Origin of the sequence: Clostridium sp. (assembly GCF_050717535.1) — a bacterium.
GTDB lineage: Bacteria > Bacillota > Clostridia > Clostridiales > Clostridiaceae > Clostridium_AD.
Genome location: NZ_JBOITM010000071.1, coordinates 43260 through 61261 on the forward strand (window position 1 = coordinate 43260; position 18002 = coordinate 61261).

General features: G+C 33.3%; 11 protein-coding genes, 1 tRNA gene and 2 pseudogenes. 13 read left to right on the plus strand and 1 reads right to left on the minus strand.

The genetic code is table 11. From position 1 onward, the window contains the following. Positions 1–27: 27 nt before the first annotated feature. From ACREVU_RS12520 to ACREVU_RS12535, 4 genes are all read left to right on the plus strand, one after another. Entirely contained in the window at positions 28–1923 is a 1896-nt protein-coding gene (locus ACREVU_RS12520) for a hypothetical protein (RefSeq protein ID WP_431551932.1), read from the plus strand. Then, the gene (locus ACREVU_RS12525) at positions 1907–2773 is read left to right on the plus strand and encodes a hypothetical protein (protein WP_431551933.1); all 867 of its coding nucleotides are present in this window, start codon (positions 1907–1909) and stop codon (positions 2771–2773) included. The genes ACREVU_RS12520 and ACREVU_RS12525 overlap by 17 nt, the downstream gene beginning before the upstream one ends. Further along, positions 2770–3513: a DUF6339 family protein gene (locus ACREVU_RS12530; protein WP_431551934.1), complete on the plus strand. Its 744-nt coding sequence runs from the start codon at positions 2770–2772 to the stop codon at positions 3511–3513. The genes ACREVU_RS12525 and ACREVU_RS12530 overlap by 4 nt, the downstream gene beginning before the upstream one ends. Positions 3514–3593: 80 nt before the next feature. Beyond that, positions 3594–6149 carry a DEAD/DEAH box helicase family protein gene (locus ACREVU_RS12535; protein ID WP_431551935.1) on the plus strand — a complete coding sequence of 852 codons (2556 nt, stop codon included), beginning with the start codon at positions 3594–3596 and terminating at the stop codon, positions 6147–6149. 186 nt (positions 6150–6335) lie between these two features. On the opposite strand, the pseudogene ACREVU_RS12540 reads toward ACREVU_RS12535, so the two are convergent. Beyond that, positions 6336–6663: pseudogene (locus tag ACREVU_RS12540) on the minus strand (transposase); the annotation flags it as partial. A gap of 1 nt (position 6664) precedes the next feature. On the opposite strand from ACREVU_RS12540, the gene ACREVU_RS12545 reads away from it, so the two are divergent. The 9 genes and pseudogenes from ACREVU_RS12545 to ACREVU_RS12585 all read left to right on the plus strand — a co-directional run bounded on the left by ACREVU_RS12545 (position 6665) and on the right by ACREVU_RS12585 (position 17854). After that, the gene (locus ACREVU_RS12545) at positions 6665–7141 is read left to right on the plus strand and encodes a hypothetical protein (protein ID WP_431551936.1); all 477 of its coding nucleotides are present in this window, start codon (positions 6665–6667) and stop codon (positions 7139–7141) included. A 41-nt stretch (positions 7142–7182) separates the two neighbouring features. After that, entirely contained in the window at positions 7183–8679 is a 1497-nt protein-coding gene (locus tag ACREVU_RS12550; RefSeq protein WP_431551937.1) for an AAA family ATPase, read from the plus strand. A 766-nt stretch (positions 8680–9445) separates the two neighbouring features. Beyond that, positions 9446–10189, plus strand: a pseudogene (locus ACREVU_RS12555) (Hsp70 family protein); the annotation flags it as partial. Positions 10190–10328: 139 nt separating this feature from the next. Next, positions 10329–11231: a Druantia anti-phage system protein DruA gene (locus ACREVU_RS12560; RefSeq protein WP_431551938.1), complete on the plus strand. Its 903-nt coding sequence runs from the start codon at positions 10329–10331 to the stop codon at positions 11229–11231. Further along, positions 11224–12741, plus strand: coding sequence for a transposase family protein (locus tag ACREVU_RS12565; RefSeq protein ID WP_431551939.1), 1518 nt, complete (start codon positions 11224–11226; stop codon positions 12739–12741). Before ACREVU_RS12560 ends, ACREVU_RS12565 begins: the two co-directional genes overlap by 8 nt. A gap of 327 nt (positions 12742–13068) precedes the next feature. Next, positions 13069–13144 (plus strand) — tRNA-Lys (locus tag ACREVU_RS12570). A 227-nt stretch (positions 13145–13371) separates the two neighbouring features. Continuing rightward, positions 13372–14811, plus strand: a complete 1440-nt coding sequence (locus ACREVU_RS12575) for a YVTN family beta-propeller repeat protein (RefSeq protein WP_431551940.1) — start codon at positions 13372–13374, stop codon at positions 14809–14811. A gap of 317 nt (positions 14812–15128) precedes the next feature. Continuing rightward, the gene (locus ACREVU_RS12580; RefSeq protein ID WP_431551941.1) at positions 15129–15314 is read left to right on the plus strand and encodes a hypothetical protein; all 186 of its coding nucleotides are present in this window, start codon (positions 15129–15131) and stop codon (positions 15312–15314) included. A 302-nt stretch (positions 15315–15616) separates the two neighbouring features. Then, the gene (locus ACREVU_RS12585; RefSeq protein WP_431551942.1) at positions 15617–17854 is read left to right on the plus strand and encodes an SPFH domain-containing protein; all 2238 of its coding nucleotides are present in this window, start codon (positions 15617–15619) and stop codon (positions 17852–17854) included. Positions 17855–18002 lie beyond the last annotated feature (148 nt).

Sequence of the window (18002 nt, forward strand, 5' to 3'; positions counted from 1 at the left end):
ATAAATTTAAATTGAGGCGAATATTCTATGCAAACAGGTTGGAATTTTCCAAGTAATAATTATGGTCAACTCACAGGAATTGGTGAGGCAGGTATCGAAACATTCAAAGGCGCTCCGTACAGTTCTTTAGCTCGTGAAATATGTCAAAACTCACTTGATGCAAGACTTGACGTTAATAAACCAGTCATTGTTGAATTCTCAAAATTCTATATAGATTCTGAGGAAGTGCCAGGGAGTGATGAACTAAAAGATGCATTGAGCAGGTGTAATGACTTTTGGGAAAGGCAAGGTAATAAGAAGACTGCTAATTTTTTCAAAAAAGCTTTAGATGTGGCTTCTAGTAATAAGATAGCGGTACTAAGAATAAGTGATTTCAATACTACTGGACTAACGGGTTCTGATAAAGAATATAATACACCTTGGCAAAATTTAGTGAAATCTTCTGGAGTATCTGACAAAGGTGGTTCAGCTGGAGGCAGCTTTGGTATTGGAAAATCTGCTCCATTTGCATGCTCTGAGGTAAGGACAATATTTTACAGTACGCTTGATAAAGATTATCTTAATGCGGCGCAAGGAGTGGCTCGCCTTGTTTCTTTTAAAGATATAACAAATGATACAACTCAAGGGATTGGTTACTATGGCGAAATGCAAAGGAATAAGTCACTAACAAGCCAGTTAGGGTTGGATAACAGATTTGAGAGACACGGAAAAACAGGTACAGATGTATATATATTGGGGTTCATTGAGAATGAAGAATGGGAAAAAGAAATGATAAAGTCTGTATTAGATGGCTTTTTAATTTCAATCTTCCAAGAAAAATTAGTTGTGAAAATTGAGAAAAATGGAATTTCAAAAGAAACGTTACCTTTTTTTATTGATAAATATAAAAATGAAGCAAAGCTTGCGTATAATTACTACCAAGTATTAACCTCAGAAAATAGTGAGAAAATTGTAACGTCTTTTGAAGACTTAGGGGGAATTGAACTTTATGTGCTAATGCAGCCCAATTTACATAGAAAAGTTTTAGTTTCAAGAAGCAGTGGGATGAAGATTTTTGACAAACAAAATATTTCTAGTACTATACAATTCGCCAGCATATTAATTTTAAAAGACGATAAAATAAATTCTTATTTTAGAGAAATGGAAACCCCACAACATAATGCATGGGAAGCGGACAGGCATTATGAACCTAAAAAAGCAAAGAAGGCACGAGCACAGCTTTTTAAATATATTAAGGAAACAATATTATCATTAGGTCGTAGTAATGTCTCTGATGAAATAGATGCAGAGGGTGTTGGTGAATATTTACCTGACGAGTTGAATTTTGAACAACGGGAGGGTCAAACAGATAAAGATGAGTCTATAACGGACAAAACAAAGGATATTGAACTAAAGGTTGTAGATAGGGTTACTATATTTAAGGGATCTGCGGAAACAAAAGGAAAGCATGTAGAGGAAGATGACGATATCACTGGCGATAATGATGATGGCAGTGATAACGATAACGGTGACAGTGATAATGACACGGGGAATAAGAGAAATGGTGGTCAGCACAATAAAACATCAGCAAATGGAAACGAAGATGGTGAAAACAATATAAAAAAAGAGGTAGAACTCAGAACATCTTATGTTAGGACCTTTGTGATTGATGATCTTCATAACAAATACAAGCTTACAATAATGCCAGAAAGATCCTCTCTTTTAGGGTATGTTAAAGTTAAACTATCAGGAGAACAAAGTAGTGTTATGGCAAAAGTAAAGAATGCTTATTTGAATGACGATAAGATGAAATCCTTAAAATGCTGTGATGGTAAGATTTTTGTAAAAAACATATCACAGAAACAAAAGATGACACTTTCATTTATTTTAGATTACACCGAAAACTGTTCTATGGAGGTAAGTCTTTATGGATATTCGAAATAAACTATACCCTTATCCTGTACTTAGTGTGTTTTCAGATGATTATGTTGGAGACGGCTATATTGCTGAAGTTAAAGCAGTAAGAGATATTAAGGATATTATTTTTCACTTAAATTTACTGATGGATAATGAAGAGCTACAAAAACTTATTGATGAAGATATGGCTGAATATATATTTCATATTGAGTGTTCACAAACCTCATATCGTACAGTTTTAAGAACAAAAGAAATAGAAAACATTAAGCGAATACCAGAGAGTAAGTTGAATGGTCGTGTTGCAGTATGCTCATTTATTGTAGCAAAAGTAAGGTTAGAAAATTATACTAATTCTAAATTTAATCCTGATTATGGGAACACACCCTTTAATATTGATAGGGGAAGTATTTTAGCTATTGGAGGTCAGACTAACATTGAAATAACTAAGGAGACCGAAGAGTTATCAAAAATACCGTCGATTTTTTCTGTTCTAAGACGTGATACAGATGATAATATTGGCATGCAGGTAGAAATTGATGGAGATAAGATTAAGTTGTGGTTATCCAATGAGGAATTTTATAACTATAGAAGTGCATCGAATATGCCGATGTTGCAAGCAATACTTCATTCAGCATTAATATTACCTGCTCTTATATACACATTTGAAACTGTAAAAAATGCAGGAATTGAGGAGTATGATTCGTATAGGTGGTTTAAAGCAATTGAAAGGATATTAAAGAAGTCAAAAATTGATTTTAATACTGAAACTCTAGAAAATATACCATCCTATGAAATAGCTCAGAAACTACTTGATTTGCCGATAAATCGTGCATTATCATCATTGTTACAAATTGGAACGGAGGATGAGGAGGAATGAAAATTTCTTTTTTAAAGGAGGAAGCACTTGATACCTTAAAGGGTAATATTGGGACAAACTTAAAAAACTACACAAATCCCACAAATGATTGGATTACTGATTATTTTGATGGTCAATCCCCATTTGTTGAATATAAGATTGAGGTTAATGATTTTGTGCTAGATATGTCAGAAGAAAAGCCTAATCAAACTGATTTAGAAAATACAAAAAGATTATATACTAATTTAATGATGCTCACAGAAACACAGGCAACAGATGAGCGCTTGTGGGCTGGTTTAGAGCATGGTGTCTTTTGGAATTATATGAGGTATAGATGGTCACTTAATAGAGTAATGCCAAGTGAACTTAATATAAATAGTAGATTTTTCTATTACCGTACTACTATTCGTCATTCTATAATAAGAAACACTCTATCAAAATTGTGGTGGATTGGTAAACTAACCTATGATAAAAGTAGGAAAGACCCATTTGAATTGACTAATGTATTAAAAATCGATTTTACAACAAGAATGAATGATCTTTTCTCAAGTAATTATTCAAATAATCCTTTAATTGTAAGAGCATTTTTGTCTTCAATAAAGAGTTTTGAAGATAATGGAGTATTTATAAGTAAGTATGTTTATAGAGAAGCTACTAAGTATTTGAATGTTCTTGGGGGTACATATATTTTAGATTGTTTTACGCAGCAGGAACTTGCTGAAAAGATAACAAAACAGGTGCAGCAGTTAATATTAGATTAAAAAGAGCTGAGATATAATTTATTCGGGAAATATATCGATCAAGCAAAATATACCTAATAGATGAAGGGTAGTGTAATAAAATGAAATATAAATCCTTAGATTTAGTAAAAATAAGAAAAGACAATGAAGGTAAATTTAGCAAAGAACCACGTTCTCACCAAATTGAGTCCTATGAGGCATTAAATAAAGTATTTACATTTCCTATGGACGATTACAAAGGGGGACTCCTAGTTTTGCCAACAGGTGCAGGTAAAACTTTTACTGCTGTTAGCTGGATTTGTAATAATGTATTACCAAAAAACATCAAAGTTTTATGGCTAGCTCAATCCTCATATTTATTAGACCAGGCCTGTAATTCTTTTTTAGAAAATTCAATAAATATACCACCAAGTCGTGATACTTTAAATGTTAGGGTAGTATCTGGTAACCCATCACATTCTAATTCTTCTGAAATTGAAATTACCGATGATGTGCTTATAATGACTACTCAGACAGCCATAGCTAACTTTAATAATGATCCTGAAAATAAAAATGGAGAAAAGGTGGATACATATTTTAAAAGGTTCATAAAAAGTTTTAAGGATACACAACTATTTGTTGTCTTAGATGAAGCTCACCATGCACCGGCATATGGGTGTAGAAATCTACTTACTGAGATGAGAGAAACTATTTCTAATCTCTATATCTTGGGACTCACTGCAACACCTACATATAGTGATAAAAGAAATAGTGGTTGGCTATTTAAAATATTTGATAGGGGAATAATCTATGAGGCAAAGAAAACTAAACTAATAGCAGAAAACGTTCTAGCACTTCCAGTTTATATAGAGAAACCAACAGGTAGGGATTTAGAGGTTGATGATAAACTATACAATCGATTAGTAAAAGAGCATAAGGATTTGCCTGCTGATATAGTTGAAAAATTAGCAAATGATTCTGCTAGGAATGATTATATAGTGCACGACTATATTAAAAATAAAGATATATACGGTAAAACTATTATTTTTGCAGACCGTTGGTTTCAATGTGAATATTTAAAGACTAAGTTAAATGCCGTAGCTGGGATAAAAGCTGAAGTAATTTACTCAAGAATTGATTCAAAAGGAAATTCAGTGGATGAAAGAAATAAAAGATCTACCACCGAGAATGAGAAGGTTCTAAATGATTTTAAAGATGGAAAATATGATGTGTTAATAAATGTGAAGATGATGACGGAGGGTGTTGACGTACCTGATGTAAAAACTGTTTTTCTTACAAGACAGACAACCAGTTCAATTTTAATGACACAGATGGTAGGACGGGCTTTGCGTGGTAAAAAAGCTGGTGGAGGAAAAGACAAGTCAGAGGCTAATATTGTCCTATTCCTTGATAACTGGAAGAGAGTTATAGATTGGGCTAATCCAATGGGGGATGGAGTTGAAAATTCGAAGCCTACGGTTAGAGGATACTATCCAAAAGAATACATATCTATTAGCTTAATAGAACAGCTATCTAAGCAAATTAATAATGGAATTAATATAGCAGATGCACCCTATTTATCGTACATTCCAACTGGGTGGTATCAAACAGAATATACAGTAGGTATTACAGATGAGGGCGAAGAAGAAATGCAAACATACTCTGAATTTATAATGGTATATGATAAAAATAAAAGTAAGTTCGAGGCTTTCATTGAGAAGAATATAAATAGTATACCCGAAAAATTTGCAGATGAAAAAGTAGAAGAAGATATTATTATGTCTTGGTTAGATGGAATAATTGAAAATTATTTTGACTTAAATGAGGATGACATTGGAGGAAAATTAAAATCTTATTTAACTAAAATCATAAGACATTTGGCACAGAATGGCGAAGCACCTTTGTACCATTCTTTTGATGAAAGAAATAGTTATAATCTTGATGAAACGGCAAAATCATTAATGAGTAAAGATGCAATTACAAAGCACATTGCTTTACAAAATGAATTTAATAAACAAGGCAGTTTATGGAAGGTGTTTTATAGAGATTATAATAGATTTAAAGCAGCATATGATACAGTGGAGAATAGGCTTGTTTATATTATGATAAATGGTGTAGCAATAGGGGAAGCTTCTGTATGTGTAGATGAATATCCACCTATCAATAGAGAAATAAGTGAAGCTGAAAAAGATCAAATAATGAGGCGTGATGGATATAGATGCGTTTGTTGCGGTAAGGAAAAAGGGAGGGGTGTAAGGCTTGAAATAGATCATATACTTTCATTTTCAATGAGAGGAGTTACAAATGTTGAAAACTCTCAAACTTTATGTAAAGAGTGTAATATAAGAAAAGGAAATAATGAGATTAATTTTAAAGATATTTACAAATCAAATTTACAACACTCAAAAGAATTAACATTAATTCCGAGAACGGCTAAAGAGCTTCCACAATTTACATTAAGAAGAACTATTAATTTTTTCTATCATTGCAAGGCGGTTTCAGATATTAAATTCCACGTAAGAAGTACGGGGAAATATTATTCATCATGGAGTATTGAGCTTTTTTCAGGTAATAATATTGAATGGTTAATGAATTATGAAAAAGAATTATTGGAGTATATTCAAGAGGATTTGAATTGCCCGCAGGTTAAAAGAATTAATATTACAAGCATTATATAAAAAGTGTTAGCACTAAAATTGAAGGGTTAGATCAATAGCTTTTTTAAATCATAGAAGAAGACCAGCTAGTTAAAGTCAACTATTTATTTTAAATTTGTTTAAAGTTATTTACATTAATTTTTGGCACAACAAAAAGACCGTTTCGAAAGACGAACGATGGTAAAAAAAAGGAGGTAATAAAATAAATTAGGCAGCTATAATAGTCTTATTCTCTAAAAACATTTTCTGGTGTAATTTAGGCTCTCTAATTTGGTACTCTTGTTGATTTTTTAAAACAGCAAATAGGTATTTAATAAGCTTATGCATAATTGCAACTAAAGCGACTTTTGCCTTTTAGGTTTTCTTTGTAGTACTTAAGTAAAACTTGATTTGTAGCTTCTCCATTGCGTTTAGTTCTAATAGAAGCTAATGCAGCAGCATAGAGAGCTCTTCTACCAAATCGTGTACCACGTTTAGACATTTTAACTCTATCACCTTTAAACTTACCTGATTCATTAACAGCAGGATCAACTCCAATGCGTAAAATACAGGAATCTATAGATGGAAAAGTTGGACCTTTAAATTTGATTTTTGATTATCTAATTGCTAATGATTATCTGAAGATAATATTGTCAAAAGCAGATTTTTATTTAGCGGAGTGGTATACAAAATATGAGACATCAAATCTTAATGATTTAAGGACAAAGATAGATGCAACAAAAGATTTAATTAGATTATGTAGACAAAATGATAAACGGGAAGAAACTTTGAAATTTATTTTTTGGTCATTATTTGCATTGTCAGTTGATAAGAATTCTTATGAAGAAAAGGTTTCCTTAATTGCAGATTTCGCACATATGATTGAAATTGATGAAAAAACTATTAGAGATATCGCTAAGGTCATCAAAGTTATTTTTGGTGAGGAAGAAGAGGAATTCAAATTTGAAACAGATGAGATACCAATTGAATTTGGCGAAGTATTAAACAATACCATAGGCTATAAAGTTAAATAATATAAGAGCTATTTTAGACAAGAGATTTGGGGGAGTGTAAAATGATTCATCATAATTTAAAAGAAAAACTAATACGTTACATAGATGCTGGATTTCCAATCATTTATATTAATAGTTTTGAAGAAAATAAAATAGATGAAATAATTCAATCTGCGGCTTGTGGTAGAAAAATTCTAGAGTGGAATGGATTTAATGGGTTTGTTGACTTCAAGACTAAGTCCACTTTTATAGCGGATTATTCTCTAAAAGATACCTTGACATTGCTGAAAACAGAGGGTGAATTAGATAGAAAACTATTGATTTTAAAAGATATGCATTCTTTTATGGAAGATGCTAATATTATTGCACAGATAAAAGGAATTGTTGGCAATATAAATGCTGGGCTTGACACAAATATTATAATGATTTCTTCAGTGTTATCTATTCCAAGGGAGCTTGAAAAGTATATCACTGTGTTAGATATGGATTATTTAAGTACTAATGAAGTAGAAAAGATTATTCAAGCATTTATTAATGATAACTCTTTACAAAATATTAATCTGAACTTTTTAGAAGAAATGTCAGTTGCATTTAAGGGATTATCAGAATTTGAGATTAATAATATCCTAGCACTTGCGTATGCAGATGATGGTGAATTGACACGCAAAGATTTAATACTTGTTTTTGATCAAAAGCAGCAGATGATAAAGAAATCAGGAATTCTTGAAATGATTCCACTTAAGGAAAGCATGGATGATGTTGGCGGTTTGGAAAACTTAAAGGTCTGGTTAACACGTAAGGCCCGGATTTTCAAAAATATCGGTAAAGCACAGGCATTTGGTGTAGATATGCCCAAAGGCGTTTTAATAGCTGGAATGCCAGGATGCGGTAAGTCATTGAATGCAAAAGCTGCAGCAAAGCTATTTGAAGTTCCACTTCTACGCTTGGATATGGGAAGATTATTGGGTAAGTATGTGGGAGAATCTGAAGGTAATATGAGAAAAGCAATTGCATTGGCAGAGGCAATTTCACTTTGCGTTTTATGGATTGATGAACTTGAAAAGGCATTTGCAGGAGTTGGTGGCGATGGTGGTGGTGCAGAGGTTACAACTAGATTGTTTGGGAATTTTCTAACTTGGATGCAGGAAAAAGATAGTCCGGCGTTTGTTGTCGCAACCGCAAATGATATTACAAAACTTCCACCTGAATTATTCCGTAAAGGTCGGTTTGATGAAATTTTCTATGTAGGGTTACCTAATGATGAAGAGCGTAAAAAGATTTTTGAAATTCATATAGGGAAACGAAGAAAGGTTGATTTGAGCAAAATTAATATAGGCGAATTGGTAGCCAAAACTAAAGGATACAGTGGTGCTGATATTGAAGGGGTTATTAAAGAAAGCATAGAAACGGTCTTTTCCGATGGGAAATTAAAACTAACAACAAATGATATTCTTATCTCCATTAAAAGTACTCATTCTCTTTCTGAAATAATGAAAGAGCCACTAGAGAAAATGTCTAAGGAATATGAAAATCGCAAATTAAAGAATGCATCAAAATAAGGGGATAGAAGTATGTATGAAATTAAAGGGGAAACCTAAGCATTGAAGGAGATTATTTAACTGCAGTCAATCAGATAGACCAAAGAGGCGTTTTAAAAGAGAACTAGCTTGCGGGTCGATTTGTAGAAAAGTAATTTTGTAATTTTAACATAAGAGGAGTGGGAGAAAAATGGCAAAGAAGATTAAATTTCCATTGAGTATGGAGAATGGGGTACAAGTTCGTACATTAGAAGAACTTCGAGAACACTTTAATTTGGAAAAAACTTTTGGCTATTATTTAGATGGAAAATTGCTTACTTGGCTAAATGACCGATATTATGAATATGAAGCAGGTCAGATTGCTGAATTGGACAACAACATATCAGGTTTTACAAATAGGTTTTGTGAAATTTTTGGTATAACAAATAAATTTGATTTTGAGATTGAATTGGATTTAATTAGAAGTAAACATAATAAAATCTCAAAACTAAAGCAGTGTACTAATAAAGAAGAGATTATCGAAAATGTAGAATGTGTGGCATTTAATGAAAAGGAACTGTCCGACTTGCTGGATGCAGGCATTTCTCCTATTTATCTTTATGAAGGGAAATTTAATATACCTATCAGCAGAAAACATATTACTTACATTGGAATTAATTCACCTATAGCTATTATCAAATCAAGAATTTTGGTTGATTTTAGTTCGAAGAATATAGTTTTTAAAGATATAAGGTTTAATGAGGAATATGGTCAAGTAGAAAAAAATTCTAAAAGACATTGTAGTACAATTATAGGTATTGATTTGGGGACAACGAATTCTTGTGTTGCAGTAATGGAAGGCGGAAAGCCAGTTATTATTACAAATGCGGAGGGGTCAAGAACAACTCCCTCAGTTGTTTCATTGCAGAATGATGGTAAATGGTTAGTAGGACAGGCTGCTAAAATGCAATCAATAACCAATCCTGATAGAACTATATCATCTATAGCGAGGCAGATTGGTACCAATTATAAGGCCATTTTCCAGGGGAGAGAATATACTTCGCAAGAAATATTAGCTACAATTCTTCAAAAGCTTAAGAGAGATGCCGAGAGTTATATCGGAAAAGCTATAACGGAAGCTGTTATTACTGTACCAACATGCTATGGGTTTGGTGAAATGCAAGCTATAAAAGATGCAGGTAAAATTGCAGGACTTGAAGTAAAGAGATGCATGACTACTACTTTAGCGACTGCAATTTATTACGGAGTAGATAAACAAGATTATAATCAAAAAATATTAGTATATGATATTGGCGGCGGTACATTTGGCATATCAATACTTGAATTAGGTGATGGACTTTTTGAAGTTAAATCTGTTAACGGTAATATAAAACTTGGAGGGGATGACTTCGATGAAAAAATAGTTGATTTCATTGCTGATACTTTCAAAATCGATAATGGAATTGATTTAAGAAACGATAATATTGCGCTTAAAAGATTAAAAGAAGCATCTGAAATTGCTAAGATTGAATTGTCATCTTCAATGCACACAGCAGACATGAAGCATAAAAATATAGCCCTTGTATATCAAGGGCTATAAGTTTTTTTTGAAAAACTTTTTCTTAAATGCCTCTGGACAACAGCATAGATCAAATGTTATGATAATATTGGAAAGGTAGGTGGGGCATAATATGGACAAAATTATCATGGCATCCTCCGGACGAAATTTCACTTCTGAAGATATAGAACTTATCAAATGGACAAGAAATAAATATTCTCATTTATCAAGAAGAGAATTAGCAGGCACTGTATGCGAGTTTCTAAACTGGACTACGCCAGCTGGAAGGGCCAAAACACCTCAATGCGTAGCATTTCTAGTGAAATTAGAAGAATCAGGAATTATTGAATTGCCACCTGTAATTATTAAGTCAAAAAAAGTATCAGTATCAATAATACCGGACTTTGATATAGATATCACTCCTATAATAGGAGACCTAAAAGATTTTGAACCAATAAATTTAGAGATTGCAAGAGCCGGAGGCCAATTAAAATTATGGCGAAAATACGTAAATGATTATCATATGCTGGGAGATAAGCAAGTGTTTGGCTCTAGATTATATTATTTTGTTAAAAGTGGAGATAAAAAACTTGGTTGTCTTCAATTTTCCGCGTCAGCGTGGGCATTAAAATCACGTGATGAATGGATAGGATGGAGTATTGAAGATAAAAACGTAAGGCTTCATTTTATACTGAATAACAGCAGATTTTTAATATTTCCTTGGGTTAACATTAAAAATTTAGCAAGTAAAGCGTTAGCTTTATCCATAAGACAAATTCAAAAAGATTGGCTCAGAGAATACTGTTATTCACCAGTGTTATTAGAGACCTTTGTAGATACTTCTCAATTTGCGGGTACATGTTATAAAGCTTCGAATTGGACATATATAGGTCATACCAAAGGTCGTGGCAGAATGGATAAAAATACAGAGATGTTATTACCTCCCAAAGCAATCTATATGTATCCGCTCCAAAAAGATTTTAAAGACTGTCTTAAGGGACTTAAACCATGCAAGGTGGTGAATCCTGATGAGTAGAGCAGAAGAACGACAGAAAAAAAGGGAACAGGAAAAACAAGTTAAAAACAAAGAGTTAGAAGCTAAAGGAATTATTATTTCAAGGCAAGAGTATAGAAAGAAAAAAAATATAGCTAATAAAAAATGCAGCTACAACACAGCTGAGGAAGAAATGGTAGACAGGCAAGAAACTTCAGAAGCAGCTCTAAAGGTATATAGAAGGTTATTACCAATACTTCTTAAAAGATTAAGCAAAATTAAAGATCCTAGGCAAACTAAGAAAATAAAACATACTTTAACAGTGCTTATGATATACGGAATATTCATGTTTGTATACAATGTTTCTTCTTTAAGAAATGCCAATAAAGAAATGAGTTTACCAATATTTTTTGGTAACATGAAATCTATGTTTCCAGAGTTTGAAACTATGCCACATTCAGATACATTGAGCAGACTTTTAGATAAAATAAAGGTGGAAGAAATAGAAGAAAGTATGCTAGTGTTATTTGAAGAACTTGTTAAAAAGAAGAAATTTAAAAATCACTTAATTAATAAGAGATATGTCATAGCTATAGATGGCACCCAAAAATTCATGAGAACTGAAAAATGGTCACAGGAATGTTTGGAACGACATGTTGGCAAAGAAAAACAAGAACAATATTATGTCTACGTGCTAGAGTCAGTGGTTATTTTTAATAATGGAATAACTTTGCCATTAATGAGCGAATTTTTAAACAATGATGAGTATAAAGATGTTAGCGCTGATAAACAAGACTGTGAACGCAAAGCTTTTTATCGGTTTTCTAAAAAAGTAAAGGCAAGGTTTCCAAAACTCAAAATTGCAATAACAATGGATGGTCTTTATGCTTGTGGACCTGTAATAAAAATATGCCGTGATTATGGATGGGATTTTATGCTTGTATTCAAGGAAGGATCAATGAGAAATACTTGGAAAGAAACGATGGGACTTATAAGGCTTACTCCTGAGAACACAATTAAGTATAATTATGAATCTAGAAATCAGGTTTATAGGTGGATTAATGATGTTGAGTATACATATGGTGGTAACGGTAGGAGCAAAACAATGCTACACGCAGTAACTTGTGAAGAAACTTGGGAAGAAACAAGCAGAACTACTGGTAAAATCGAACCAAAATCAGCTAGATATGTATGGATATCTGGGAAAGAAATTACTAAAAGTAATGTAGAAAATCGATGTATTAAGATTGGACGCTATCGATGGAAAATTGAAAATAATTTTCTTGCAGTGAAACATCAAGGATACCAATATGAACACTGCTTTTCCTACAATTGGAATGCTATGGTTGGATTTCATCATCTTATGAAAATAGGTAGATTCATAAATGTGTTACTTATAAACAGTGAATTTTTAGCAAAAAAGGTTGCGCAGCTAGGCATAAGAGGATTAATAACTTTTATTTTCAAAGCATGTACAGGAGACATTCTTAATAAAACACGCCTATCGGCAATAGCAAAAGACAATAGGTACCAGTGGAGACTAATAGATTAGTTGGCAATGAAATTTTCATTATTGATTAAGGGCGTACGCCCTTGGTGATTAGTATGAATTTAATATTTGTAAATATTTACAGTGCTCTCTTGTGAGGGTCTTTTTGGCGTTCAGTTTCTTACTAAAAGCTAACTATGAGAATAAGCTGAAGCTTATTTTATCAAGAAAATTGTTTAATAGGTTATACAAATTACAAATTGTAACACCCAACCATAATTTAAAGTGAAATTAGTGATTTCAAAAAAATTCATGCTTCAGCTCTGTCGTAATTGTTATAGGCTTTACAAATGCGGAAAAGTAGAGTATACTAAGTTTATTCCGTAATGAGCGTCACTAGCTCAGTTGGTAGAGCACCTGACTCTTAATCAGGTTGTCCAGGGTTCGATTCCCTGGTGTCGCACCATAATAAATACAGATGTTTCATTAACTTGAAGCATCTGTTATTTTTTTTGCACTTTATTGAGAAAAATTTCTAATTGGTGTTTATTCTTACGAACATATACTTTGAAAATAGAGTTGTAACTATGAATGAAAACTATTGATAGATAAGATGATTAAATTGTAGCAGTAAATTATATAAGCTCATAGAATAATATTATTACAGAGTATATTTAAATGAGGTGAAATAAAATGAAAGCAATTAATTATGATTATAATATTCCTTATTTAACAATAGGAGAAATAAATATAACTGGAGCAACAGGTGCAACGGGTTCACAAGGTATTCAAGGCCAAACAGGATCAACAGGGGTAACTGGGGACAATGGAGCAACTGGAGTAACCGGGTCAACTGGAGATAATGGAACAACGGGATCAACAGGATTAAGGGGTGTAACGGGTTCACAAGATATTCAAGGCCAAATAGGAACTACAGGGATAACTGGAGACAATGGAGCAACAGGGGTAACCGGGTCAACTGGAACCACTGGCGCTACAGGTATAACAGGGGTAACCGGGTCAATTGGAACCACTGGCGCTACAGGTATAACAGGAGTAACCGGGTTAACTGGAACTGCTGGCGCTACAGGTATAACAGGGGTAACCGGGTCAACTGGAACCACTGGCGCTACAGGTATAACAGGGGTAACCGGGTCAATTGGAACCACTGGCGCTACAGGTATAACAGGAGTAACCGGGTTAACTGGAATAACTGGTGCTACCGGCACACCAGGTTCCTCGTTTCTTACTTCAGTTAATCGAATTTACGTGACAAATGCAAGTGATAACAATGTGTCGGTCATTGACGGGAGTACCAATACTGTTATAGCAACAGTTATGGTAGGAGATTACCCAAGAGGTGTAAGTGTAAACCCAACAACTAACCGAATTTACGTGGCAAATATGAATGATAACAATGTGTCGGTCATTGACGGAAACACCAATACCGTCATAGCCACTGTTACAGTAGGATTAAATCCAGCTGCCGTAGGTGTAAATCAGATAACCAATCGAATCTACGTAACAAATATAGGTGAAAACAATGTTTCGGTCATTGATGGGAGTACCAATAGCATCATAGCAACTGTTGCAGTAGGGTTAAATACACTTGGAGTAGACATAAACCAGATAACGAATCGAATTTACGCGGTAAATCATATTAGTGGCAATGTCTCGGTCATTGATGGGGATTCGAATACTGTCATAGCCACCATTGCGGTAGGAAATAGACCATTCAGCATAGGTGTAAATCCTTTAACCAACGGAATTTATGTGCCAAACGCGAGCTTTAACAATGTCTCGGTCATTGATGGACCTTCTAATACAGTTATAACTATAGTTGTTGTAGGAGACGGCCCAACCGGCATAGCTGTAAACCCAATAACCAACCGAATTTATGTAGGAAATAATGTCAGTGCAAATGTCTCTGTCATTGATGGAGGTCTTAATACCGTCATAGCCACCATTGCGGGAGTAGTTTTTCCATACAGCATAGGTGTAAATCCTTTAACAAACGTGATTTACGTATCAAATGAAGATGGCACTGTCTCAGTCATTAGCGGTTTTTCCAATAATGTAATAGCGACTATTACTGTAGGATCTTCACCACAGGGTATAGCAGTGAATCCCTAAGAAAGAGGATTACCGTGGATAAATGAACTAACTTAATGATTGAGTTAGTTCATTTAATGTAATAAGATAGCAGTTTTAGATTACTGAATGTGGTTGCTGTCTTTTTCAGATGTTAACAATATAATAATAACAATATTTATATGCTGACAGCATATTTACTATTTGTTCATATTTATATATAATGAGACATATTATATATTGAATTTTATTAAAGCATCATATTTTTTATATCGGGTTTCTTCCCAATTTAAAAGGTTATTACTAACTATATACTATGTAGTTAATTGATTTCATAAAGTCAATTGAGAGGGGCGTTTATGATGGAAGAAAAAATATCTGAAATTGTAGAGGAACAGGATTTGAAGGCTTGTATTGATACGTTGAGAGATATTTTAAATGAAATGTGTTGCAAATTTGATGAGCGTGAAGTGAATAAAGAAAAATTAAATGTAAGTCACCAATTAGATATACTTATAGTTAGATATATGGGACTTAAAAAATAAATAAAACTGCACAAGGGTATTATATATGAAACTATTATCTAGGATAAGAGGAATAATATTTTTGGATTATTAGGAAGACATGTCAACACCAGATAATATAGGTGTTGATATGTTTTTTTGTTTTTGTTGAATGAAGAATATTTTTGTAATTAACATTTAGGTGGAAAATTTATAACACACTACAAAATGAAATATGTATAAAAATATAGATAACTATAAGTTATAATAGCATAATATTTGTGATATAATTAACCAATGACAAAATATATAAGACGAAACATAAATTGTAAGGGGGAATAATTATGGATTACACGATTTTGATTATACCAGGCATAGTGCTAGTAGCAATATTTTTAATTGCTTATGGTATAGGTTTTACAAGCATAGGATCAGATGAAGTGGGTATTGTTGAGAAATGGTGGAGTATGGGTGGCTCAGTTCCTTCAGATGGGCTTATAGCACTTAAAGGAGAAGCTGGTTATCAACCAGAAGTACTAAGGGCTGGTGTTCACTTCAAAACTCCTTTTAAGTACAAGATTAAGAAAGTAAGGCTAGTAACTATACCACAAGGTCAAATAGCCTATGTATTTTCAAGGTCAGGAGAAAGTTTAGGAGATGGTCAAACACTAGGAAAGGTTATTCCTGAAAGCAAATCTTTCCAAGATGTTGTAGCATTTTTAAATAATAATGGCCAAAAGGGACCACAAAGACAGATTCTTCGTGAAGGTACTTACGCGTTTAATTTAGCACAATTTATTATAATCACCAAAGATAGGGTACATTCAATTTTCACTTCAAAAGATGAGACAACTCAAATAGAATCAATGCGAAGTGACTTAGCTAGAGTAGCTGGATTTAGCCCTGTACTTATATCAAGTTCAAAAGCTACTGAGCAATATACTCAGCAGAATGACGGTAATGAAACGGAAGCCGGATTTGGTAAAGGAGTTAATAAGTACGATAGCAAAGATAGTCGTGATACTATAGGTATTGTAACTATTAATGAGGGCCCTACACCTGATAATGGAGCAATTATAGCACCTATTGTTGGTGAGGGCGTGAATAATGAATTCTATCACAACAACTTCCAAGAGCCAGAAAAATTTTTGGCTGCAGATGGAAGAAAGGGCAAGCAGATGCAAGTACTTACTGATGGAGTTTATTTTATTAATAGAATGTTTGCAAGTGTTGATATAGTACCTAAAAGCATAATAAATATTGGGTATGTAGGGGTTGTGGTAAGTTATTTTGGTGATAAAGGGGAAGATGTTTCGGGTACTGGATACTCTCATGGAGAACTTGTGGAACAGGGCAAAAAGGGTATTTGGAGAGATTCTATGATGCCAGGAAAGTATGCATTTAATACTTATGCTGGTAAAGTTGTGCCAGTTCCTACTACTAATGTAATACTAAAGTGGATTAGTGGTCAAACTGGAGTTCACAAATTAGATGATAATTTAAAAGAGATTAGTTTAATAACTAAGGATGCTTTCGAGCCTAATTTACCACTTACAGTAGTATTTAATATTGATTATAGAAAAGCATCATCAGTTATACAAAGGTTTGGGGACATTAAAATGCTTGTTGAACAATCTCTTGACCCAATGGTAGCTGGTTACTTTAAGAATATTGGTCAAACGAAAACTCTTATAGAACTTGTTCAAGATAGAAGTCAAATTCAACAAGAAGCATCTGACGAAATGAAGCAAAAATTTAAATTATATGATTTAGAACTTCAAGAAGTATTAATTGGAACACCTGCAGCTTCTGCTAGTGATACAAGAATCGAAAAAATTCTTGCACAATTAAGAGATAGGCAGGTAGCTATGGAAGAGATTAAGACCAATGAAGCTAAACAAAAATCTGCTGAAAAACAAAGAGAATTAAATGAAGCTCAAGCAAAATCAATGGCACAATCAGCTCTTACACAATCAAGTATAGATATTGAGGTAGCTGATAATAAAGGTAAATCAGAATTAAGGCTTGCAGAGCAGTTAGCATTAAAAACTCAGAAACTTGCAGAAGCTGACAAATACAAGAGAACTCAAGAAGCAGATGCTGAAAGATACACAAGAGAAGCCGAGGCTGCGGCACAAGCGAAAACTATAGAACTCACAGCAGCTGCTAATGCTAAACAAGTTGAATTACAAGCAAGTGCAGAGGCATTTAAACTTGAAAAAGTAGGTAATGCAACAGCATTAAACATTAAAGTAGTCGCAGATGCTACTGCTGAGCAAGAAACAAAGGTAGGTATTGCAAAGGGAACAGCAGCAAAAGCACTAGTTGATGCATACGGTGGACCAGAATTACAAGTACAACAAAGTGTCATGATAGCATTTGCAGAGGCTTTAAAGATAAGCAAGTCTCCACTTGTACCACAAACTGTAATAATGGGTGGTAGTGATGGAAAAACACCTAATGCAATGGAAGGAATAATGAGCATGGTACTAGCAAATATGGCAAGTGAAAAGAGTTCAATAATATCAAAACCTATAGAAAATATAGAGGTTAAAGAGGTAATAAAATCACAAACTAATTAGTTTAAAATATGAAAAAAACAGTAGAATAATTATTCTACTGTTTTTTTTGTTCGAATTACTTGTACAAATTGCCACTTGTAACGTGGGTGAAACATTTTTATGAAGTTATTATTGCAATATTCGAAAGATTATTATAATATATATATAT

What these genes read in the sequence shown, in the direction of transcription:
- ACREVU_RS12545 (WP_431551936.1), top strand. Translation starts at nt 6,665, where the DNA reads ATGCGTAAAATACAGGAATCTATAGATGGAAAAGTTGGACCTTTAAAT.
- ACREVU_RS12565 (WP_431551939.1), top strand. Translation starts at nt 11,224, where the DNA reads ATGAGTAGAGCAGAAGAACGACAGAAAAAAAGGGAACAGGAAAAACAA.
- ACREVU_RS12535 (WP_431551935.1), top strand. Translation starts at nt 3,594, where the DNA reads ATGAAATATAAATCCTTAGATTTAGTAAAAATAAGAAAAGACAATGAA.
- ACREVU_RS12575 (WP_431551940.1), top strand. Translation starts at nt 13,372, where the DNA reads ATGAAAGCAATTAATTATGATTATAATATTCCTTATTTAACAATAGGA.
- ACREVU_RS12580 (WP_431551941.1), top strand. Translation starts at nt 15,129, where the DNA reads ATGATGGAAGAAAAAATATCTGAAATTGTAGAGGAACAGGATTTGAAG.
- ACREVU_RS12525 (WP_431551933.1), top strand. Translation starts at nt 1,907, where the DNA reads ATGGATATTCGAAATAAACTATACCCTTATCCTGTACTTAGTGTGTTT.
- ACREVU_RS12585 (WP_431551942.1), top strand. Translation starts at nt 15,617, where the DNA reads ATGGATTACACGATTTTGATTATACCAGGCATAGTGCTAGTAGCAATA.
- ACREVU_RS12550 (WP_431551937.1), top strand. Translation starts at nt 7,183, where the DNA reads ATGATTCATCATAATTTAAAAGAAAAACTAATACGTTACATAGATGCT.
- ACREVU_RS12530 (WP_431551934.1), top strand. Translation starts at nt 2,770, where the DNA reads ATGAAAATTTCTTTTTTAAAGGAGGAAGCACTTGATACCTTAAAGGGT.
- ACREVU_RS12520 (WP_431551932.1), top strand. Translation starts at nt 28, where the DNA reads ATGCAAACAGGTTGGAATTTTCCAAGTAATAATTATGGTCAACTCACA.
- ACREVU_RS12560 (WP_431551938.1), top strand. Translation starts at nt 10,329, where the DNA reads ATGGACAAAATTATCATGGCATCCTCCGGACGAAATTTCACTTCTGAA.